The 20807-nt window shown below is 65.9% G+C and carries 11 protein-coding genes and 1 pseudogene; all 12 read left to right on the forward strand.

Going from position 1 to position 20807, the window contains the following annotated elements; genetic code table 11:
• Positions 1-39: 39 nt before the first annotated feature.
• Positions 40-3537, forward strand: a complete 3498-nt coding sequence (rpoB, locus tag AX769_RS05900; protein WP_066277026.1) for a DNA-directed RNA polymerase subunit beta — start codon at positions 40-42, stop codon at positions 3535-3537.
• 46 nt (positions 3538-3583) lie between these two features.
• Positions 3584-7464 (forward strand): annotated as a pseudogene (locus AX769_RS05905) (DNA-directed RNA polymerase subunit beta').
• A gap of 330 nt (positions 7465-7794) precedes the next feature.
• Positions 7795-8847: a hypothetical protein gene (locus tag AX769_RS05910; protein ID WP_066277031.1), complete on the forward strand. Its 1053-nt coding sequence runs from the start codon at positions 7795-7797 to the stop codon at positions 8845-8847.
• Positions 8848-8854: 7 nt separating this feature from the next.
• Positions 8855-10057 carry a hypothetical protein gene (locus tag AX769_RS05915; RefSeq protein WP_066277033.1) on the forward strand — a complete coding sequence of 401 codons (1203 nt, stop codon included), beginning with the start codon at positions 8855-8857 and terminating at the stop codon, positions 10055-10057.
• Between the two features lie 171 nt (positions 10058-10228).
• Positions 10229-11896 (forward strand): GspE/PulE family protein, encoded by a 1668-nt coding sequence (locus AX769_RS05920; RefSeq protein ID WP_066277036.1) that lies wholly within the window; start codon positions 10229-10231, stop codon positions 11894-11896.
• A 53-nt stretch (positions 11897-11949) separates the two neighbouring features.
• Positions 11950-13572: a PilT/PilU family type 4a pilus ATPase gene (locus AX769_RS22925; RefSeq protein WP_082763522.1), complete on the forward strand. Its 1623-nt coding sequence runs from the start codon at positions 11950-11952 to the stop codon at positions 13570-13572.
• Complete coding sequence (locus AX769_RS05930; protein WP_066277039.1) at positions 13572-14798, forward strand: type II secretion system F family protein; 1227 nt, start codon at positions 13572-13574, stop codon at positions 14796-14798. Before AX769_RS22925 ends, AX769_RS05930 begins: the two co-directional genes overlap by 1 nt.
• A gap of 442 nt (positions 14799-15240) precedes the next feature.
• Positions 15241-15756: a type II secretion system protein gene (locus AX769_RS25940; protein ID WP_369824092.1), complete on the forward strand. Its 516-nt coding sequence runs from the start codon at positions 15241-15243 to the stop codon at positions 15754-15756.
• A 122-nt stretch (positions 15757-15878) separates the two neighbouring features.
• Positions 15879-17267: a prepilin-type N-terminal cleavage/methylation domain-containing protein gene (locus AX769_RS05940; protein ID WP_066277041.1), complete on the forward strand. Its 1389-nt coding sequence runs from the start codon at positions 15879-15881 to the stop codon at positions 17265-17267.
• A complete protein-coding gene (locus AX769_RS05945; protein ID WP_066277044.1) occupies positions 17264-17965 on the forward strand; it encodes a type II secretion system protein J in 702 nt (233 codons plus the stop codon). The genes AX769_RS05940 and AX769_RS05945 overlap by 4 nt, the downstream gene beginning before the upstream one ends.
• Positions 17962-19935 carry a hypothetical protein gene (locus tag AX769_RS25055; RefSeq protein WP_066277050.1) on the forward strand — a complete coding sequence of 658 codons (1974 nt, stop codon included), beginning with the start codon at positions 17962-17964 and terminating at the stop codon, positions 19933-19935. Before AX769_RS05945 ends, AX769_RS25055 begins: the two co-directional genes overlap by 4 nt.
• The gene (locus tag AX769_RS05955; RefSeq protein WP_369824066.1) at positions 19932-20774 is read left to right on the forward strand and encodes an A24 family peptidase; all 843 of its coding nucleotides are present in this window, start codon (positions 19932-19934) and stop codon (positions 20772-20774) included. The genes AX769_RS25055 and AX769_RS05955 overlap by 4 nt, the downstream gene beginning before the upstream one ends.
• Positions 20775-20807 lie beyond the last annotated feature (33 nt).

Consider the following 20807-nt stretch of genomic DNA (forward strand, 5'->3'; position numbering starts at 1 on the left):
CGACATAGGCCCTTTCACAGGGCCACGGAGGTAGTTTCCTTGGCTGCTGCGCCCAACGCACACACCAACTCACCCAAGAACGGTCGCACCGCATCGCGACTCTCGTTCGCGAAGATCACCGACACGCTGACGGTCCCCGACCTGCTGGCGCTTCAGACGGAGAGCTTCGACTGGCTTGTCGGCAACGACGTGTGGAAGGGCCGCCTCGCTGAAGGCCAGGCTCAGGGCCGCACCGACCTCGCCGTGCACTCGGGCCTGGAAGAGATCTTCGAAGAGATCTCGCCGATCGAAGACCTCGGCGAGACGATGCAGCTCTCGTTCACGGCTCCCGAGCTCGAAGACCCGAAGTACTCGATCGACGAGTGCAAAGAGCGCGGCAAGACCTACGCCGCCCCTCTCTACGTCAACGCCGAGTTCATGAACCACCTCACCGGTGAGATCAAGACGCAGACCGTGTTCATGGGCGACTTCCCGCTCATGACCGAGCGCGGCACGTTCATCATCAACGGCACCGAGCGCGTCGTCGTGTCGCAGCTCGTCCGTTCGCCCGGCGTCTACTTCGACCGCACCCCCGAGAAGACCTCTGACAAAGACGTCTACTCGTCGCGCATCATCCCCTCGCGCGGTGCCTGGCTCGAGTTCGAGATCGACAAGCGCGACCAGGTCGGCGTCCGTATCGACCGCAAGCGCAAGCAGAGCGTCACCGTCTTCCTCAAGGCCCTCGGCCTGACGAGCGAAGAGATCCTCGAGGAGTTCAAGGGCTTCGCGTCGATCGAGGCGACCCTCGAGAAAGACGCCATCCTGACGAAGGAAGAGGCGCTCAAAGACATCTACCGCAAGCTCCGCCCGGGCGAGCAGGTCGCTGCCGAGGCCGCACGCGCGCTCCTCGACAACTTCTACTTCAACCCGAAGCGCTACGACCTGGCCAAGGTGGGTCGCTACAAGATCAACCGCAAGCTCGGCATGGACGCCCCGCTGTCCGACTCGGTCCTGACCGTCGAAGACATCGTCAAGACGATCAAATACCTGGTGTCGCTGCACGCCGAGCAGAAGACCATCTCGGGCGTTCGCGACGGTCAGCCGGTCGAGCTCCGTCTCGACATCGACGACATCGACCACTTCGGCAACCGTCGCATCCGCGCCGTCGGCGAGCTCATCCAGAACCAGGTCCGCACCGGCCTGTCCCGCATGGAGCGCGTCGTCCGCGAGCGCATGACCACGCAGGACATCGAGGCGATCACCCCGCAGACCCTGATCAACGTGCGCCCCGTCGTCGCCGCGATCAAGGAGTTCTTCGGCACGTCGCAGCTGTCGCAGTTCATGGACCAGAACAACCCGCTGTCGGGCCTGACCCACAAGCGTCGCCTGTCGGCCCTCGGGCCCGGCGGTCTGTCGCGTGAGCGCGCCGGCGTCGAGGTCCGCGACGTCCACCCGTCGCACTACGGCCGTATGTGCCCGATCGAGACCCCGGAAGGCCCGAACATCGGCCTGATCGGCTCGCTCGCGTCGTTCGCCCGCATCAACTCGTTCGGCTTCATCGAGACGCCGTACCGTCGCGTCACCAAGGGCCACGTCTCGGCCGACATCGACTACCTCACCGCGAGTGAGGAAGACGAGTTCGTCGTCGCGCAGGCCAACGCCCCGCTGACCGACAAGTTCGACTTCGCCGACGACAAGGTGCTGGTTCGCCGTGGCGGCAAGGGCGGAGAGGTCGAGCTCGTCGATCCGTCCGAGGTCGACTACATGGACGTCTCGCCGCGCCAGATGGTGTCGGTCGCGACGTCGCTCATCCCCTTCCTCGAGCACGACGACGCGAACCGCGCCCTCATGGGTGCGAACATGCAGCGCCAGGCGGTCCCGCTGGTCCGCAGCGAGTCGCCGCTCGTCGGCACCGGCATGGAGGGCTACACCGCCATCGACGCCGGCGACGTGGTCACCACCGAGAAGGCCGGCGTGGTCCTCGAGGTCTCCGCCGACGCCGTCACCGTGCAGCTCGACGAGGGCGGCACGCAGGACTACTACCTCCGCAAGTTCGACCGCTCCAACCAGGGTGCGTCCTACAACCACCGCGTGATCGTCGACGCCGGCCAGCGCGTCGAGGTCGGCGAGGTGCTTGCAGACGGCCCCGCGACCGAGAACGGCGAGCTCGCGCTCGGCAAGAACCTCCTCGTCGCGTTCATGCCGTGGGAGGGCTACAACTACGAGGACGCGATGATCCTGTCGCAGAACCTCGTGAAAGACGACACGCTCTCCTCGATCCACATCGAGGAGTACGAGGTCGACGCCCGCGACACGAAGCTCGGCAAGGAGGAGATCACTCGTGACCTCCCCAACGTCAGCCCCGACCTGCTGGCCGACCTCGACGAGCGCGGCATCATCCGCATCGGCGCCGAGGTCCGCCCCGGCGACATCCTGGTCGGCAAGGTCACGCCGAAGGGCGAGACCGAGCTCAGCGCCGAAGAGCGTCTCCTCCGCGCGATCTTCAACGAGAAGAGCCGCGAGGTCCGCGACACGTCCCTGAAGGTGCCTCACGGCGAGCAGGGCACGATCATCGGCGTCAAGGTGTTCGACGCGCAAGACGGAGACGACGAGCTCGGCTCGGGCGTCAACCAGCGCGTGGTCGTGTTCATCGCCCAGAAGCGCAAGATCACCGCGGGTGACAAGCTCGCCGGTCGTCACGGCAACAAGGGCGTCATCTCGACGATCCTGCCGGTCGAGGACATGCCGTTCCTCGCCGACGGCACCCCGGTCGACATCATCCTCAACCCGCTGGGCGTGCCCGGTCGAATGAACTTCGGCCAGGTGCTCGAGATCCACCTCGGGTGGATCGCCAAGCAGGGCTGGAACGTCGACGGCATCCAGGAGTGGGCCGAGAACCTGCCCAAGGAGGCCCTGTCGGCCCCCGCCGGCACCAAGGTCGCCACCCCGGTGTTCGACGGTGCTTCGGAAGACGAGATCGCGGGTCTGCTCGACTCGACCCTCGTCACGCGAGACGGCGACCGCCTCATCGGGTCGTCCGGCAAGACGCAGCTCTTCGACGGCCGCTCCGGCGAGCCGTTCCCCGAGCCCGTGTCGGTCGGCTACATGTACATCCTGAAGCTGCACCACCTGGTCGACGACAAGATCCACGCCCGTTCGACCGGCCCGTACTCGATGATCACGCAGCAGCCGCTGGGTGGTAAGGCGCAGTTCGGTGGCCAGCGCTTCGGCGAGATGGAGGTCTGGGCCCTCGAGGCCTACGGTGCCGCGTATGCGCTCCAAGAGCTCCTGACCATCAAGTCCGACGACATCCTCGGCCGCGTCAAGGTCTACGAGGCGATCGTCAAGGGTGAGAACATCCAGGAGCCGGGTATCCCCGAGTCCTTCAAGGTGCTCATCAAAGAGATGCAGTCGCTCTGCCTGAACGTCGAGGTGCTGTCTGCCGACGGCACGACGGTCAGCCTCCGCGACAACGACGACGAGGTGTTCCGTGCTGCGGAAGAGCTCGGCATCAACATCTCCTCCCGCTTCGAGTCCTCGTCCGTCGACGAGATCTAGAAGCGCTCACCCTCCAAAGACACTTTTTCCACAAAAGGGATAAACATTGATCGAAGCAACAACTTTCGATGAGCTGCGGATCGGCCTCGCCACGTCCGAGAACATCCGCGCTTGGTCGCACGGTGAGGTCAAGAAGCCGGAGACCATCAACTACCGCACGCTGAAGCCCGAAAAGGACGGCCTCTTCGGAGAGCAGATCTTCGGCCCCAGCCGCGACTGGGAGTGTGCCTGCGGCAAGTACAAGCGAGTCCGCTTCAAAGGCATCGTCTGCGAGCGCTGCGGCGTCGAGGTCACCAAGTCCTCGGTCCGGCGGGAGCGCATGGGCCACATCGAGCTCGCCGCCCCCGTCACGCACATCTGGTACTTCAAGGGTGTTCCGTCGCGTCTCGGCTACCTCCTCGACATGGCGCCGAAAGACCTCGAGAAGGTCATCTACTTCGCCGCCTACATGGTCATCTCGGTCGACGACGAAGGCCGTCACGCCGACATGCCGGGCCTCGAGAACGAGCTCCGCCTCGAGATCAAGCAGCTCGAGACGCAGCGCGACAGCCGTATCGCCGACCGCATGAAGAAGCTCGAAGACGACCTCGCGGCCCTCGAGGCCGAAGGCGCGAAGAGCGACCAGAAGCGTCGTGCGAAAGACGGCGCCGAGAAGGAGATGTCGCAGACGCGCAAGGCGTTCGACGAAGACATCACCCGTCTCGAGCGCGTGTGGGAGGACTTCCGCAACCTCAAGGTCGGCGATCTCAAGCCGGAGGACGCCGTCTTCCACGAGCTGCAGGACCGCTTCGGCATCTACTTCGAGGCCCACATGGGCGCCGAGGCGATCCAGAAGCGCCTCGAGTCGTTCGACCTCGAGGCCGAAGCCGAAGTGCTGCACGACCAGATCGCCAACGGCAAGGGTCAGAAGAAGATCCGTGCCATCAAGCGTCTCCGCGTCGTGAGCTCCTTCCTGTCGACCGGCAACTCGCCGGCCGCCATGGTGCTCGAGGTCGTCCCGGTCATCCCGCCCGAGCTCCGCCCGATGGTGCAGCTCGACGGGGGCCGCTTCGCGACCAGTGACCTCAACGACCTCTACCGTCGTGTGATCAACCGCAACAACCGTCTTCGTCGTCTGCTCGACCTCGGCGCCCCGAAATCATCGTCAACAACGAGAAGCGGATGCTGCAGGAGGCCGTCGACGCACTGTTCGACAACGGCCGCCGCGGTCGCCCCGTCACCGGTACCGGCAACCGCGCCCTCAAGTCCCTGAGCGACATGCTCAAGGGCAAGCAGGGTCGCTTCCGCCAGAACCTGCTCGGCAAGCGCGTCGACTACTCGGGCCGTTCGGTCATCATCGTCGGCCCGACGCTGAAGCTGCACCAGTGCGGTCTGCCCAAGCAGATGGCTCTCGAGCTCTTCAAGCCGTTCGTCATCAAGCGCCTCATCGACCTCAGCCACGCTCAGAACATCAAGAGCGCCAAGCGCATGGTCGAGCGTTCGCGCCCGCAGGTGTGGGACGTCCTCGAAGAGATCATCCGTGAGCGTCCGGTTCTCTTGAACCGCGCGCCCACGCTGCACCGCCTGGGCATCCAGGCTTTCGAGCCGCTCCTCGTCGAGGGCAAGGCCATCCAGCTGCACCCGCTCGTCTGCGCCGCGTTCAACGCGGACTTCGACGGCGACCAGATGGCCGTGCACCTCCCGCTGAGCGTCGAGGCGCAGGCGGAGGCCCGCATCCTGATGCTGGCGTCGAACAACATCCTGAAGCCGTCCGACGGTCGCCCGGTGACCCTGCCCGCACAGGACATGATCATCGGTCTGCACCACCTGACCACGGTCACCGAGGGTGCGACGGGTGAGGGCCGGGCGTTCTCGTCCGTCTCCGAGGCGATCCTGGCCAAAGACCAGGCCTCGCTCGACCTCAACGCGGTCGTCAAGATCCGGATCCCGGGTCTGACGTTCGCCGAGGGGCAGGCTCCGGCCGGTTACGTCGAGGGTGAGACCACTCTCGTCGAGACGACGCTGGGTCGCGCGCTGTTCAACGAGGCCCTGCCGGACGACTACCCGTTCGTGCAGGAGGTCACCGACAAGGGTGTCCTCTCGCAGATCGTCAACGACCTCGCCGAGCGTTACCCGAAGGTCGCCGTCGCCGGCGCCCTCGACAACATCAAGGACGCCGGGTTCTACTGGGCCTCGCGCTCGGGCGTCACCGTCGCTCTCTCCGACATCCTCACGCCTCCGCGCAAGCCGGAGATCGTGGCGGGCTACGAGAAGCAGGCTGCGGCCGTTCAGGGCGAGTTCGACAAGGGCCTCATCTCCGACGCCGAGCGTCGCGCCGACCTGATCAAGATCTGGACGGAGGCGACCAACGAGGTCGCCGTTGCGATGCGCGAGAACTTCCCGAAGAGCAACACCATCAACCGCATGGTGACCTCGGGTGCTCGAGGCAACTGGCTGCAGGTGCGCAACATCGCCGGTATGCGCGGTCTGGTGAACAACCCGAAGGGTGACATCATCCCTCGCCCGATCATCTCCTCGTACCGCGAGGGGCTGTCGGTGGCCGAGTACTTCATCGCGACGCACGGTGCCCGCAAGGGTCTGGCCGACACGGCTCTCCGGACGGCCGACTCGGGGTACCTCACGCGTCGTCTCGTCGACGTCTCGCAGGATGTCATCATCCGCGAAGACGACTGCGGCACCACCCGCGGTCTCGAGCTGCCGATCGCGGCGCCCGACTCCACCGGCAAGCTGGTGCGCGACGCGACGGTCGAGAACACCGTCTACGCTCGCACGCTCGCTTCGGAGGCCGTCGACCCCAAGGGTGTCGTCGTCGCCGAGGGTGGCGCCGACGTGGGCGACGTCCTGATCGACCAGCTGGTCGCGGCCGGCGTCGAGAGCATCAAGGTGCGCTCGGTGCTGACCTGCGAGTCGGCCGTCGGCGTCTGCGCGAAGTGCTACGGCCGTTCGCTCGCCACCGGCAACCTCGTCGACATCGGTGAGGCCGTCGGCATCATCGCGGCCCAGTCGATCGGCGAGCCCGGCACGCAGCTGACCATGCGCACCTTCCACACCGGTGGTTCGGCGTCGGCCGACGACATCACGCAGGGTCTTCCCCGCGTGACCGAGCTGTTCGAGGCCCGCACCCCCAAGGGTGCGTCGCCCATTGCGGACAGCGCCGGGCGTGTCGTGATCGAAGACACCGATCGCGCCCGCCGCGTCATCCTGACGCCCGACAACGGCGACGAGCCGGTCATCTACCCGGTGCTGAAGCGCTCCACGCTTCTCATCGAAGACGGCCAGCACGTCGAGCTCGGGCAGCAGATCATCGCCGGTGCCGTCGACCCGAAAGAGGTCCTTCGTGTGAAGGGCGTCCGCGCGGTCCAGCAGCACCTCGTCGGTGGCGTCCAGGACGTCTACCGCTCGCAGGGTGTGCCGATCCACGACAAGCACATCGAGGTCATCGTCCGACAGATGCTCCGCAAGGTGACCGTCGTCGACCACGGCGACACCGACCTGCTGCCGGGTGAGCTCGTCGACCGGATGAAGTACAACGAGATCAACCGCGCCGCCCTGACCGAGGGCAAGAAGACGGCCTCGGCTCGTCAAGAGGTCCTCGGTATCACCAAGGCGTCGCTCGCGACCGAGTCGTGGCTGTCGGCCGCGTCCTTCCAGGAGACCACGCGTGTGCTCACGCAGGCCGCCATGGAGGGCAAGTCCGACCCGCTGATGGGCTTGAAAGAGAACGTCATCATCGGAAAGCTGATCCCGGCCGGTACCGGCCTCAGCCGTTACCGCGACGTGGCCGTCGAGGCCACCGAAGAGGCGAAGGCCGAGCGCTACCCGAACCGCGTGTTCACCGACGATGCGACGTTCAACGAGGCTGACCTCAGCTTCGTCGACTTCGACAGCTTCTCGTCGGACGACTTCACGCCGGGCACGTACAACTAAGCGGCAGCCCCGCACCGCAGCAGTTCTGCGAACGGAAGGCCCCGTCACTCTCGCGAGTGGCGGGGCCTTCCTGCGTTCAGGCACGCGTGAAAGTAACATGTAAAATACGTGTACCGATGGGTCATGCGGCCTTCCCGAGTCGGTGACACGAAAGTCGATATGAAGCACTCCACCGCGTTTGCTGCCGGTTCCCTCGGGCTAGCGGCCAGCATTTTTCTGCCGGTCACTGCCGCGTCCGCGGCACAGACTCTGCCCACAGCTCCCCGTGCCTCCTGGTCGGGCACCGCGCCAGAGCTCTACCTGGTCGACGGTCATTCTCCTGAAGACGAAGTGGCTGCGACATCGGACCGCACCCCGCGATTCGCCGTCGACTGGAAAGAGGACAGTCACATCGGTGCGTCCCTCGTCATTCGCAGCGCCTCGACGCAAGCCGTCCTCTGCCGCGGGGAGAAGCCGGCTACGGGCGATGACTCCTATCACTACGCCGGCTGCACCTCGTCACCACTGCCTCTCGGCGTGACGAACGTCGAGGCCGTCTTCGTCTCGGCCGACGGCAAGCACGAGACGAAGCCCTCCGCCGTGCGCGTGCACGTCGTTCCACAGCACTTGGACATCGAGGTGACCGCATACGACAAGAAGAGAGACGTCGTCTCGCTCGAGGGCACCGGGCCGGCGACCGAGACCGTCCGCGTCGGTCAGGATCTGTCCACCGACTTCGGCGGCCTCGGCAAGGACGTGAAGGTGTCGGACGACGGCACGTGGGCGACGATGATCGAGCACCCCCTCGATCACGGGTTCGAGGTCGAGTACGACTGCGCTGGGCAGGAGTTCTCCGGCGGCGCCTACTTCACGAAGAACGCCCCGCTGAAGCCCACGGAGACCCACCGCCTCGAGGGTTCGCAGATCGTCGTCGAGGTTCGCAGCGACGCCACTACGGACCGCGTCGAGATCCGCGACGAGATGGACCGGGTCGTCGCCTCCGCACCTCGCACCGGAGACATCACGACACTCAGCTTCAACGCACCCGCCGCCGAAGCACGCTTCCGCGTGCAAGCCTCCCATCAGGGCGCCCACTCGTCGTCCGGCTGGTTCGTCGTCAAGGAAGGCATCGGTCATCGAGTATCCGACGCTCCCGAAGTCGAGGACGTGCAGCGAACCGGCTCGAGGGCCGTCGTGACGGCCTCGGCCCTGCCTGGCGCGGTCGTGACCATCAGGAACGACAAGGGCGCCGTGGTCGCCACCCACCTGGCCGGAACGAACGGCAGGGCGCAATTGGCGATGACCGTCCCGCCCGCGAGCAAAGCCGGCACCGAATTCTTGATCACGCAGTCGATGAACGGCGCGCAGTCCGACCGCGACGACTTCGAACTCCCGAAAGCCTGAGGCAACCATGTCATTCACGAAGAATCTCGCCGGTGCCTGCATCGGCTTCGCACTCCTGTCGCCCGTCGTCCTCCCCGCAGCAAGTGGCCAGGCGGCGCCCGCAGCCTCGGCCCGGGCCGAGTCGGCGATCCCTCAGCTCGGCGTGTTCGAGTTCGCGGGATTCACACCCGACGGTGCTCGCCTCAAGGCCCGCGGCCCCGTCGGCTCTACAGTCACCGTCACCTCGACGGCGACCGGCGACACGGTCACGCGTGTGATCCCGGCCGGCAACCTCGTCGATGTCCCGGTGTCCCTCGGCAAGGGATCGATCGACACGTTCACTGCCGTCATGTCGTCCGACCGAGGCGAGTCGGATCCTCGCGCGCTGAAGGTCGATCGCACGGTCGCGTCCGTCGACGCGCCGGTGTTCGTGTCGACCGACACGTCCTTCCCCGGGCGCGGCAAAGTCGACGTGACGGTCACGGGCGTGAAGGTCAACGCCACTCTCGTCGTGAAAAACGCACGTGGCGCGGTCGTCGGTACTGCCATCGCACGAGACTCGACGGCTCGAGTCACGGCCGACTGGGATCCACGCGACCTCCCTTCTGAGCGACGGTTCACGATCGTCCAGGATTACGACGGTGCCGTCTCTGCGGCGACTCCGTTCCGGCTAGGCGACACGACGACACCGGCCCCTGGCCAGCTCGTCATCCCGACCGTCGAGAGCACCGAGATCGACGGGGGCGTGGCGCGGGTGTCGGCCTCCACGACCGGTGCACCGGCGGGGGCAGTCCTTTCCGTCCGCGACTTCTTCGGCGCTGTGGTCGCACGCGCACCGCTGAGCGAAGGTCGAGCATCAGTGGTGTTCTCGGCGCCGCGCAGCGAGTCGATGTACGTCGCGAACGTCGAGCTCGGTTCGGGCGACGACCTCGAGCGCTCGCCGGGAATCGATTTCACGTTGCTCAAGGGGGTGGGAGACCTCGTGCCTGTCGCACCTGCGGTGAAGACGACCGCCAGCTCGGGCGGTCGGACCATCATCGACGTCGAAGGGATTCCGGGAGCCATGGCGACTGTGCGTGACGGTGACGACAGGGTCGTCGCGGTGAAGAAATTGAGCGCCACGGGTCGAGCCAGTGTCGTCGTGGCGGCGGCACCTCGTGCCGCCGGTGAGCTCAGCGTGACACAGGCGTCGGGCGTCATCGAGTCGGATCCGACTCTCATCGACTTCTGACCCGGGAGGTGCGTCCTCTTCGCGGGGCGCACCCCCCGACGGGTGGCACCTCCATTGGGATATGGCCCCCCTCGCCGCGAACGGAGATGCTAGCTGAGCCCGACCACCCACGTCGGGCTCGGCCGCACGCATCCGGATGGCGTCGCGGCCCCCTGTCCTAGGAGGTTCCGCATGGCGTCGATGACCGAGATCCTGATCTTGCACGGTCTTCTGCCGATCGAGCAGCTCGACCTGATGTCGAACCCGTCCGACGAAGAAGCATCGGTGCGCGACCTCCTCGAGCGCGGCGTCGTCTCCGAGCTGCAGATCGCCAAGGCGCGCGCGCAGGCCGCCAACATGGACTTCGTCGAGCTGATGGACTATCCCGTCGACCGCAACGCAGTGACGATGGTGGCCGCCGCCGTCTGTCGTCGCCACGGTGCCCTGCCGATCGCGATCCACGACGGGCTCCTGCTCGTGGCGGTCAGCGACGCCGGCAACGTGTTCGCCCTCGACGACGTGCGTGCCGCCTCCCGCATGCCGATCGAGTGGGTCATGGCCGAGAAAGGCGACCTCAAGACCGCCATCGACCGCTACCTCCGTGCCGACGACGAGCTCAACGACCTCACGAACACCCTCGAAGAAGAGAACACCGCCAGCGACCAGTCCGCAGTGGACATCGCGGGCGGCCCCGACGACGACGTGCCGATCGTCCGCTTCGTCAACCTGCTCGTCAGCCAGGCCATCCAAGACCAGGCGTCCGACATCCACATCGAGCCTGGCGAGAACGAGGTGCGTGTCCGCTACCGCATCGACGGCGTGCTGCACGAGATGCAGCCGGCCCCGAAGTCGATCCAGAACGGCGTCATCTCCCGCCTCAAGATCATGAGCGACATCGACATCGCCGAGCGTCGGAAGCCCCAGGACGGCCGCATGTCGGTGCGTCACGGCAACCGCCAGATCGACCTGCGCGTGGCGACCCTGCCCACCGTGTGGGGCGAGAAGGTCGTCATGCGTATTCTCGACAACTCGAACACGTCGATGAACCTGCGCGACCTCAACCTGCTCGAGCGCAACTTCGACGTCTACGCCGAGTCGTACTCGAAGCCCTACGGCATGATCCTGGTCACCGGCCCGACCGGCTCCGGCAAGTCGACCACGCTCTACACGACCCTCAACGCGGTCGCCCGCCCCGAGATCAACGTCATCACCGTCGAAGACCCGGTCGAGTACAGGATGCCGGGCATCAACCAGGTGCAGGTCAACCCGAAGGCGGGCCTCACCTTCGCCAGCGCGCTCCGCAGCATCCTGCGCTCGGACCCCGACGTGGTCCTGCTCGGTGAGATCCGCGACCACGAGACGGCGCAGATCGCCATCGAGGCGTCGCTGACCGGCCACCTCGTGCTCTCGACGCTCCACACGAACGACGCGCCCAGCGCGATCGTGCGTCTCACCGAGATGGACATCGAGCCCTTCCTCGTCGGCTCGGCCCTCGACTGCGTCGTGGCCCAGCGCCTCGCGCGCCGCCTCTGCGACCGCTGCAAGCGGCCAGGCGACTACACGCCGCTGGCTCTCAGCGTGCTCAAGTTCCACGTCGACCCCGACCAGCCCATGCCGACGATCTACGAGCCGGTCGGCTGCCAGTCGTGCTCGAACACCGGCTACCGCGGACGCATCGCCATCCACGAGGTCATGGCGGTCTCCGAAGACATTGAACGCCTCGCCGTGCAGCGCGCCTCGAGCGCCGAGATCGGCCGACTCGCCCAGGATCAGGGCATGTTGACCCTCCGTCAGGACGGCTGGGAGAAAGCCAAGATGGGCCTCACCAGCGTCGAAGAGATCCTCCGGGTCGTGGCGTAGCCGCTGGGGCTGCGCGAACCGAACCCGAGAACCCACCGAGAAGGAAACCACCGATGAGTGACCCGCTGTACGACCTGCCGACACCGGCAGAGGGGAACCGCCCCGTGTATTCGCTCGACGACGCTGCCGACGCCCCCGCAGCCGGTGGCTGGTCGCCTGCGCCCGTCGGCAGCCGCCGCTGGGCTCGCGAGCAGGCGCCCGAGACCGACTCGCACGAGCTGCCGGCCTGGCCGCCGTCGTCCTTCCCCGCGCCTCAGTCGTGGTCCGCCCCGAACCCCTCGCTCGACGGCCGCCCCGTCGCCGAGGTGCACCCGCTCGCCGACGCTCGCCCCGTCGTCAGCGCGGCGGCCCCCGTCTTCGACCTGGACGCGCTGCCCACCCCCTCGGCCGTGCCGGTCTTCGACCTCGATGCGCTTCCGACTCCGTCCGGTGCGCCGGCCGCCGCGCCCACCGCGGTGCTGCCCGTGGCCGCGACCGGCTTCGACCCGAACGGTGCCGCCGCGCGGACCGTCCTCGCCGACCACGCCGCGAAGACGGCCGACAAGGGCCTGATCGAGGCCCTCTGCCAGGTCGTCGAGCAGGGCGGCTCCGACCTCCACGTCACGGTCGACGCCCCGCCGACCCTCCGCGTCGACGGCTCGCTGCGCCCCGCGATCTCGCCCGCCCCGTGGAACCGCGAGACGGTCCGCACTGCTCTCACCAGCCTCCTCACGCCCGACCGCCAGGCCGAGTTCGACGAGGCCCTCGAGCTCGACTTCGCCTATTCGCTCTCCGCCGATTCCCGCTTCCGCGTCAATTTCTTCCAGCAGCGCGGTGTGCTGGGTGCCGTCTTCCGTCTCATCCCCACCGAGATCAAGACGCTCGACCAGCTCGGCATCGACCCCGACCTCGGAAAGTTCGCCGGCCTGCCGCGCGGCCTCGTCCTCGTGACCGGGCCCACCGGATCCGGAAAGTCCACGACCCTGGCGGCCCTGATCGACCTGGCCAATTCGACCCGTGCCGACCACATCGTCACCGTCGAAGACCCCATCGAGTTCATGCACAACCACAAGATGTCGATCGTCAACCAGCGCGAGGTGGGCAGCGACACTCACAGCTTCGCGAACGCGCTCAAGCACGTGCTGCGGCAGGACCCCGACGTGATCCTGATCGGCGAGCTGCGAGACCTCGAGACGATCTCGGTGGCCCTCACCGCAGCCGAGACCGGCCACCTCGTCTTCGCGACGCTGCACACGCAGGATGCCGCGCAGACCATCGACCGCGTCATCGACGTCTTCCCGCCCCACCAGCAGGACCAGGTGCGCACGCAGCTCGCCTCGACGCTGCAGGGCGTCGTCTGCCAGACCCTCGTGCCCCGCGCCACCGGCCGTGGCCGCGTCGTCGCGACCGAGGTCATGATGATGACCCCGGCCGTCGGCAACCTCATTCGCGAGGGCAAGACGTACCAGATCGCCTCCTCCATGCAGGCGGGCCGCGATCTCGGAATGCACACCATGGACCAGGATCTCGCCGACCTGGTCAACTCCGGCACCGTCACCTTGAAGGCCGCCATGGAGAAGGTGCACGACGAGGAGGGCTTCCACCGCCTCGTCACCCGCACCGACACGGGCGCCGACACCGGCCTCGCCGGCGGCGGCATCGACTTCGGCGACGCGTTCTCAGGAGGACACCACTGATGGCTACCGCACTCACCTACGCCTACCGCGGGCGCGACTCCGCCGGCAAGGTCGTCAAGGGCAAGGTCGAGGCCTCCAGCGAGGGCGCCGTCGTCACGCGCCTCCGCACCATGGGCGTCTCGCCGATCGCGATCTCCGAGTCGTCGACCACGGGCCTCCAGCGCGAGATCTCGATCCCCGGCTTCTCGAAGGGCGTCAAGCTCAAAGACCTCGCCATCATGAGCCGGCAGATGTCGACCATGATCGGCTCTGGCCTGTCGCTCTTGCGCACCCTCTCGATCCTCGCCGAGCAGACCGAGAACCCGAAGCTCGCCAAGATCCTCACCGAGATCCGCGAGGACGTCGAGACCGGAGTCTCGTTCTCGGACGCGGTCGGCAAGCACACCCAATACCTCCCGCCCATCATGATCAACATGGTGCGCGCCGGCGAGACCGGCGGCTTCTTGGAGGGCGCCCTCGACTCCCTCGCGACCAACTTCGAGAAGGAGGTCAAGCTGATGGGCACCATCAAGTCGGCTATGACCTATCCGGTGGTTGTGTTGTGCATGTCGCTGGTGGCTGTGGTGGTCATGCTGCTCTTCATCGTCCCGATCTTCGCCGCCATGTTCGCGTCGCTCGGCGGTCAGCTGCCACTGCCCACGCGCATCCTGGTGATCGCGTCACACGCTATGGTCTACGTCGTTCCGATCCTCATCGTGGGCATCGGTGCGTTCATGATCTGGTGGCGGGGCCACAAACACGACGAGAAGGTGAGGGCGTTCCTCGACCCGCTCAAGCTCAAGCTTCCAGTGTTCGGCCCGCTCATTCAGAAGATCGCGATCGCGCGATTCAGCCGTAACTTCTCGAACATGATCGGAGCCGGTGTCCCCATCCTGACGGCCCTGCGCATCGTCGGCGAGGTCTCAGGCAACTGGGTGCTTCAGCAGGCCCTCCAGAAAGTCGCAGAGTCGGTCCGCCAGGGCGAATCCGTCGCCGGCCCGCTCACTGAGACCGAAGTCTTCCCCGCCATGGTCACGCAGATGATCGCGGTCGGTGAAGACTCCGGCTCGCTCGAGATCATGCTCGTCAAGATCGCCGAGTTCTACGACGCCGAGGTCCAGGCCACCACCGAGGCCCTCACGTCGCTCATCGAGCCGCTCATGATCGCCTTCCTCGGCGTCGTCATCGGCGGCATGATCGTCGCGCTCTACCTGCCGATCTTCAAAATCACCTCGCTCATCCACTGACCCGTGCCGGCGAGCTGCCAGGGCACCCACCGGGCCGGTGGCCACACCCGAAGCGGAACATCCCCATGATTACCAACATCGCCACCGCTCTTGCGAGGCGTCGGCGTCGAAAGGACGCCGTTCACCGCCGCTCCTGATCAATCCAGACAGCACCTGTCGTCATTTGCCCCGTCGCCCTTCTGGGCGGCGGGGCTTTTGCGTGCCCCGTCCGGGGGTCGCGAGGCATCTAAAAAACATGCCCCTCATCGGGGGTTTCACCCGAACGGGGAGGTCCCCCTACTGGGGCCACGAAACGGCCGAAAACCCCCCGAGTAAGGGATTCTGCACTCCCTTGCTCGCCCAATAACGTCTCTCTTGGCAGGCAGAGCTTGCCTCCATACGCAAAGCAAGACCCTCCCATTCCCCACCATCCCGAACGGAACAAGTCATGTACTTCACTCTCATGGGCAAGCTCAACGCTCGCCGCAAGAACATCGTCGAGCAGGACGACAAGGGCTTCACCCTGATCGAGCTCCTCGTCGTCGTCATCATCATCGGCATCCTCGCTGCGATCGCCATCCCGGTCTACCTCGGTGTGCAGAACAACGCGAAGGACTCCAACGTCCAGTCCGACCTGACCAACTTCAAGACGGCCATCGTCAGCCTCCAGACCAACAGCTCGACCGGCAAGTTCAATGGCGGCGCCGCTATCGCCTTCTCCGGTACGAGCGGAACGCCGTCCACATTCACGGCGCAGCCTGGTCTCACCGCCGCCGGCGGCACCTGGGGCGCCAGCACCACCGGCATCGGCTACTACCCGAGCGCCAGTGGCAGCACTTACTGCATCGAGGCGCTCTCGTCGACCGGTAACGCGTTCTTCGCAACCGACTCGACAGGTGTCGCCAAGGGCGTCTGCGTCGCCGGTGGCACGTCTGCGACCGCGACCACCACGGCCTCGGCTCTCCCCCCCACCTCCTAAGTAACAGCAAGGCCCCGGGGGCGGGCACCGGAGACGGTGCCCGCCCTGCTCCACGATTCAGACCGCTGCATCCGGCATTACCCCATTCTTCTCGCCGCACGCACCTGAGGGAGGTGACCACAATGAAGCGCATTCGCCAGATCATCGGCTCCGACCGCTCCACATCGTCGGATTCCGGCTTTACCCTCGTCGAAGTCATCATTGCAATGGTCGTCTTCTCGATCATCGCCGTCTCGGTTGCTGCGGCCATCACGAACTCGCTCGTGATCAGCCAGGATTCCCGCTCGCGCACTGTGGCGCTGAACCTCGCTTCTCAGGATCTCGACCAGGCACGGGCCGTGGCCGACGTGTTCGCCGTCGTGAGCAAGACCTGGACGACGACTGTCCAGGGCACCACATTCACGATCAACCGCTCCGTCGAGTGGCAGTCGTCCGACACGACGACAACGGCCTGCGGAACCGGCACCGGAACCCTGCAGTACAAGATCGTCCGCGATACCGTCACCTACCCCGGCGCCGGTACGACCAATCCTGTCGTGACGACGACGACCCTTGCTCCCAACAGCCGCATCAACGACCCGACGCTCGGGTCCATCGTCGTCTTCGTGACAGGTGCCTCAGGCGCCGGTGTCGCCGGCGTCACGGTCAGCATCGCCCCGACTTCCACGCCCAACGGTGCCGTCGCCCTCGCCACCGCACCCGCCGTGACCGATTCCAACGGCTGCAGCTACGCGCTGAAGGTCACCCCGGGCAACTACAACGTGACGCTGTCGATGACGAACGGCGTCGACTCCTCGCAGGTCGCGAGCCCGTCGAAGATCGCGGTCGTCACGGCCGGCACCTCGTCTCCCGAACCGTTCTTGTACGACACGTCGGCCCAGCTACAGCTCCAATACGCATCGAACTACTCCGGCTCGGCCCTCCTGCCGACAAATCTGGCCACCTCCTTCACGAGCACGTCGGGCACCTACACGAGCACAACGGCGAGCTCGACGAGTTCCGTCAATCTGTTCCCGTTCACGGGTGGCTACCATTACGAGACCGGTGCCTACTCGCCCGTCGTTCCCGGTGCCACCACCGACAAGACCTGCCTCGACCCCGATCCCACCGAGTGGACGACGCCGAACACGAAGACGCAGGCCGTCGGCTCGAGCTTCGTGACGGCGGCCGCCTCCGGCACGGGCAACCCGACGGTCAAGATCCCCATGGGTGTCGTCACCCTCCCGGCGCTTGCGAACACGCTCGGCGTCCTCACGGGCGGCCTGATCCCGATCTATGCGACATCCGTCAGCTCGACGGCCAACGGCGACCCCGGGTGCACGGCGGGCATGTCCTATACGTTTTCGACTGCGGCCGGTACTCCGACTCTCGCGCTTCCCTTCGGAACATGGAAGATCACGGTCGGCACGAAGTCGACCGCGGTCACCTTGACTGCAAGCAACCTCAAGACTGCGGGCTATGTCAACTCCGACGGCACGATCACGTTCGACCCTCGCGGGGTGACCCCATGATCGCGAGGCTTCGAACTCGAGTCGCACAGATCTCGGCTCCGAACCGTCAAGACCTCGGCTTGTCCCTCACCGAACTGCTCGTCGCGATGGCGATCTTCTCGATCCTCCTGGTGATGATGGTGGGCTTCTTCACAAGCGCAAGTCGGGCCAACCAGTACGACCATGTGATCGATACCTCGAACCGGGTCGCCTCGTCTGGCATGAACGAAGTGGCGCGCATGATCCGGGGAGCCACGACCCTTCCAGTGAACGGCCAGACCACGAATACACCGGCTTTCGTCTCGGCCGGTGCTAACTCGATCACCCTCTACACCAGCATCAATCTTGCAGGCACGACCGCATCTACCGAGATGGTCACGATCGCTCCAGACGCATCGGGCAACCTCGTCGAGTCGGTCTACCAGCCGGTGGTCTCCAACGGCTTCTTCACGTTCGGCTCCGCCCCGACGACGACGAGGACGATCGCCTCGCCGGTTCTGCTGCCGGCTGCGGGCGGCCCGGCACTTTTCTCCTACGTCGATACGACGGGGGCGAGCATCGCCCTCAACTCGAGCGGTGTTGTCGCCAGCGTTCAGAGCATCGCCGCGGTGACCGTCAACCTTCAGATCGGCACCGGTGCTTCCAGCGCTCAGTCGACGCTGCTGACCAATACGGTCGGTCTTCCCAATCTGCAGATCGCCAGGAGCCCATCCTCATGATCACTCTCCTTCGCATACGCATCGCCCGCCGACTGGCCCGCGTCGTCAGCGGTACCGGTGACGAGCGCGGTATGGCCTTGGCCACCGTGATCATCTTCGGCATGGTCCTGACCCTGATGAGCGGCGCCCTGGTCGCTTCGTCCGTCTCCGGCGACACGCAGTCCCAGACTGACGCCAACTGGTCCGCCGCGGCGCAGGCCGCCTACGCGGGCGTCGAGGACTACCAGTCCAAGCTGGCCAACGACAACGGCTACAGCCAATACGGCACGACGGGCAGCACCTTCAGCGGTGCGAGCCTTTTCCCGGGGGGAACAGACGGTAACACGGCCTTTAATCTCGGTTCAGGTGCCTGGCAGCCCGTCGACCCCAACAATCCAGCGAGCGGATCGTACCGCTACCAGGTCGACAACACGCTGTACTCGAGCCAGGGCATCCTGCGTCTGCAGTCGACGGGCAGGGTCGGAAACACGACCCGTACCGTCGTGGCCAACCTCAAGCAGTCCGGGTTTCTCGACTACCTCTACTTCACCGACGACGAGTACACCGACCCGTCGATCGACAGCGATTGCCCGGCTTCGTCGACCTCAAACGCATATCAGTGGAACACTTCGATCTCGAGCAGCTGCAGCATCATCTCGTTCGCGTCCGGCGATACGATCTCGGGCCCCGCTCATAGCAACGACACGATCTCGATCTGCGGCTCGACATTCCTCGGCAAGGTGACGACGTCGGCTCCGGTCGCCAAGGTCGCCAACGGCTACGTGGTGCCGGGCACGACGAGCTGCCCGAAGGGCACGCTGCCGAACTTCAACGGCCTCGGCAACCCGACCTACGTGCCCCTCATCCAGATGCCGGCGACCATCGGCTCGCTCATTCAGGAGACACGCAACGATCTGACGGCTTCGACTGTTCCTCGTCCGGGTTGCCTGTATACCGGCCCGACCACCTTCACCTTCAACAGCAACGGCACCTGGACCGTGTACTCGCCATGGACCCAGTACACGGAGATCGCTGGTGATCCCGCCGTTCTCGTCGGCAGCACGCAGCCGGCTGCCTGCGGAACACCGGGCTACTCGTCGAAGGGCGGGACGCTCGGCAGCCCCGGCGGCCAGACCTTCACTGTCGTGCCGAACAACCTCGTTTACGTGCAGAACGTGCCGACTACTACGAGCGACCCGAACTACCCACGCGCGGCATCGACCGCCGGGCCCGGAGGAACAGCGTTCTTCAAGAGCAACCTGCCCCTGAATTACACGTGCACTGGCGCCGACGGCTCCACTGTCGGCAATGGGGTCGGCTACCCGGCAGTCGGCGAGACCGCCCCGACGACAGCGTCGTACAGCTGCAAGAACGGGGACGCCTTCGTGCAGGGAGTCGTCAACGGGGCGGTCACCATCGCCGCGAACAACTACGTGTACGTCACGGGCGACATCACTTACGACACCACGAACAAGGCGACCGATCTCCTCGGGCTCATCGGCCAGAACAATGTGTTCGTCTACAACCCTGCGACGACGGTTGCAGTCTCCTACAACTGCACGAACACCCTGACAGGCACCGCGAACGCCAACGGTCGCTACACATGCACGACGAACCAGCTGCAGCTGATGGATCGGACGAAGAGCTCGCGCACGATCGATGCGGCGATCATGTCGGTCGCTCACTCGTTCACGGTCGAGAACTATTCAGCAGACGGGGCGAGCACCTCCTACCCCACCTCGCCCGGCTACCCCAAAGGGAAGCTCACCGTCCTCGGCTCGATCGTGCAGAAGTATCGAGGCGCAGTCGCCACCGCCGCCATCGACGGCTCGGGCGGCGTCGGAACCGGCTACACGAAGAACTACCTCTACGACCCGCGTCTCGCAAACGAGGCCCCACCGAAGTTCCTTTCACCTGTCTCGACCTCTTATGGCATCACGTCCATGACCGAGACCAAGACGGCCTTCAGCCCGACGGGAGCACCCCTGTGATCGCCTTGACCCCCCTTCTCTTCTCCGCGACTCTCGCCACCGTCTTCGGCCTCGTGATCGGCTCCTTCCTCAACGTCGTCGTCTACCGCGTGCCGAACGGCATGTCCGTGTCGCACCCCGCGAGCGCCTGCCCGAACTGCAAGTCGGAGATCCGCGCCTACGACAACGTGCCCGTGCTCAGCTGGTTCGTGCTGCGCGGCAAGTGCCGTGACTGCAAGACGCCGATCTCGAGCCGCTATCCGATCGTCGAGGCGGCCACCGGTGCGTTCTTCCTGATCGTCGCCATCCGCTTCTGGCCGACCACGGGTCTCACGTACGACGCCGTGCACATCGTGTCGCGTCTGCTCGAGCTGGTGGCGTTCCTCTACCTCGCTGCGATCAGCGTGGCGCTCGGCATCATCGACACCGAGCACCACCGTCTGCCGAACCGCATCGTCGTTCCGTCCTATGCCGTGGCGGTTTCCCTTCTCGGCGCGTCCTCGCTCCTCACCGGTGACATCGCGGGCTTCGTCCGCACGCTCATCGGCGGCGCTGCGCTCTTCGTCTTCTACTTCGGCATCGCGTTCGCGTACCCGAAGGGAATGGGCTTCGGCGACGTCAAACTCGCCGGCGTCCTCGGCCTCTATCTGGCGTTTCTCGGCTGGGGCCCTCTTCTCGTGGGAGCCTTCGCGGCTTTCCTCGTCGGTGGCGTCTTCGCCATCGTGCTGATCGCCCTCAGGCGCGTGGGGAGGAAGGGCGGGATCCCCTTCGGTCCCTGGATGCTCGTGGGCGCGTGGATCGGCGTCTTCGCCGGCCCGGCCGTCTTCGGCGGCTACCTGTCCCTCCTCGGCGTGGTCTAACCGCGCACCCGCCCCACCTTCCCTCCCAGGAGA

The organism is Frondihabitans sp. PAMC 28766 (genome assembly GCF_001577365.1).
Lineage (GTDB): Bacteria > Actinomycetota > Actinomycetes > Actinomycetales > Microbacteriaceae > Frondihabitans.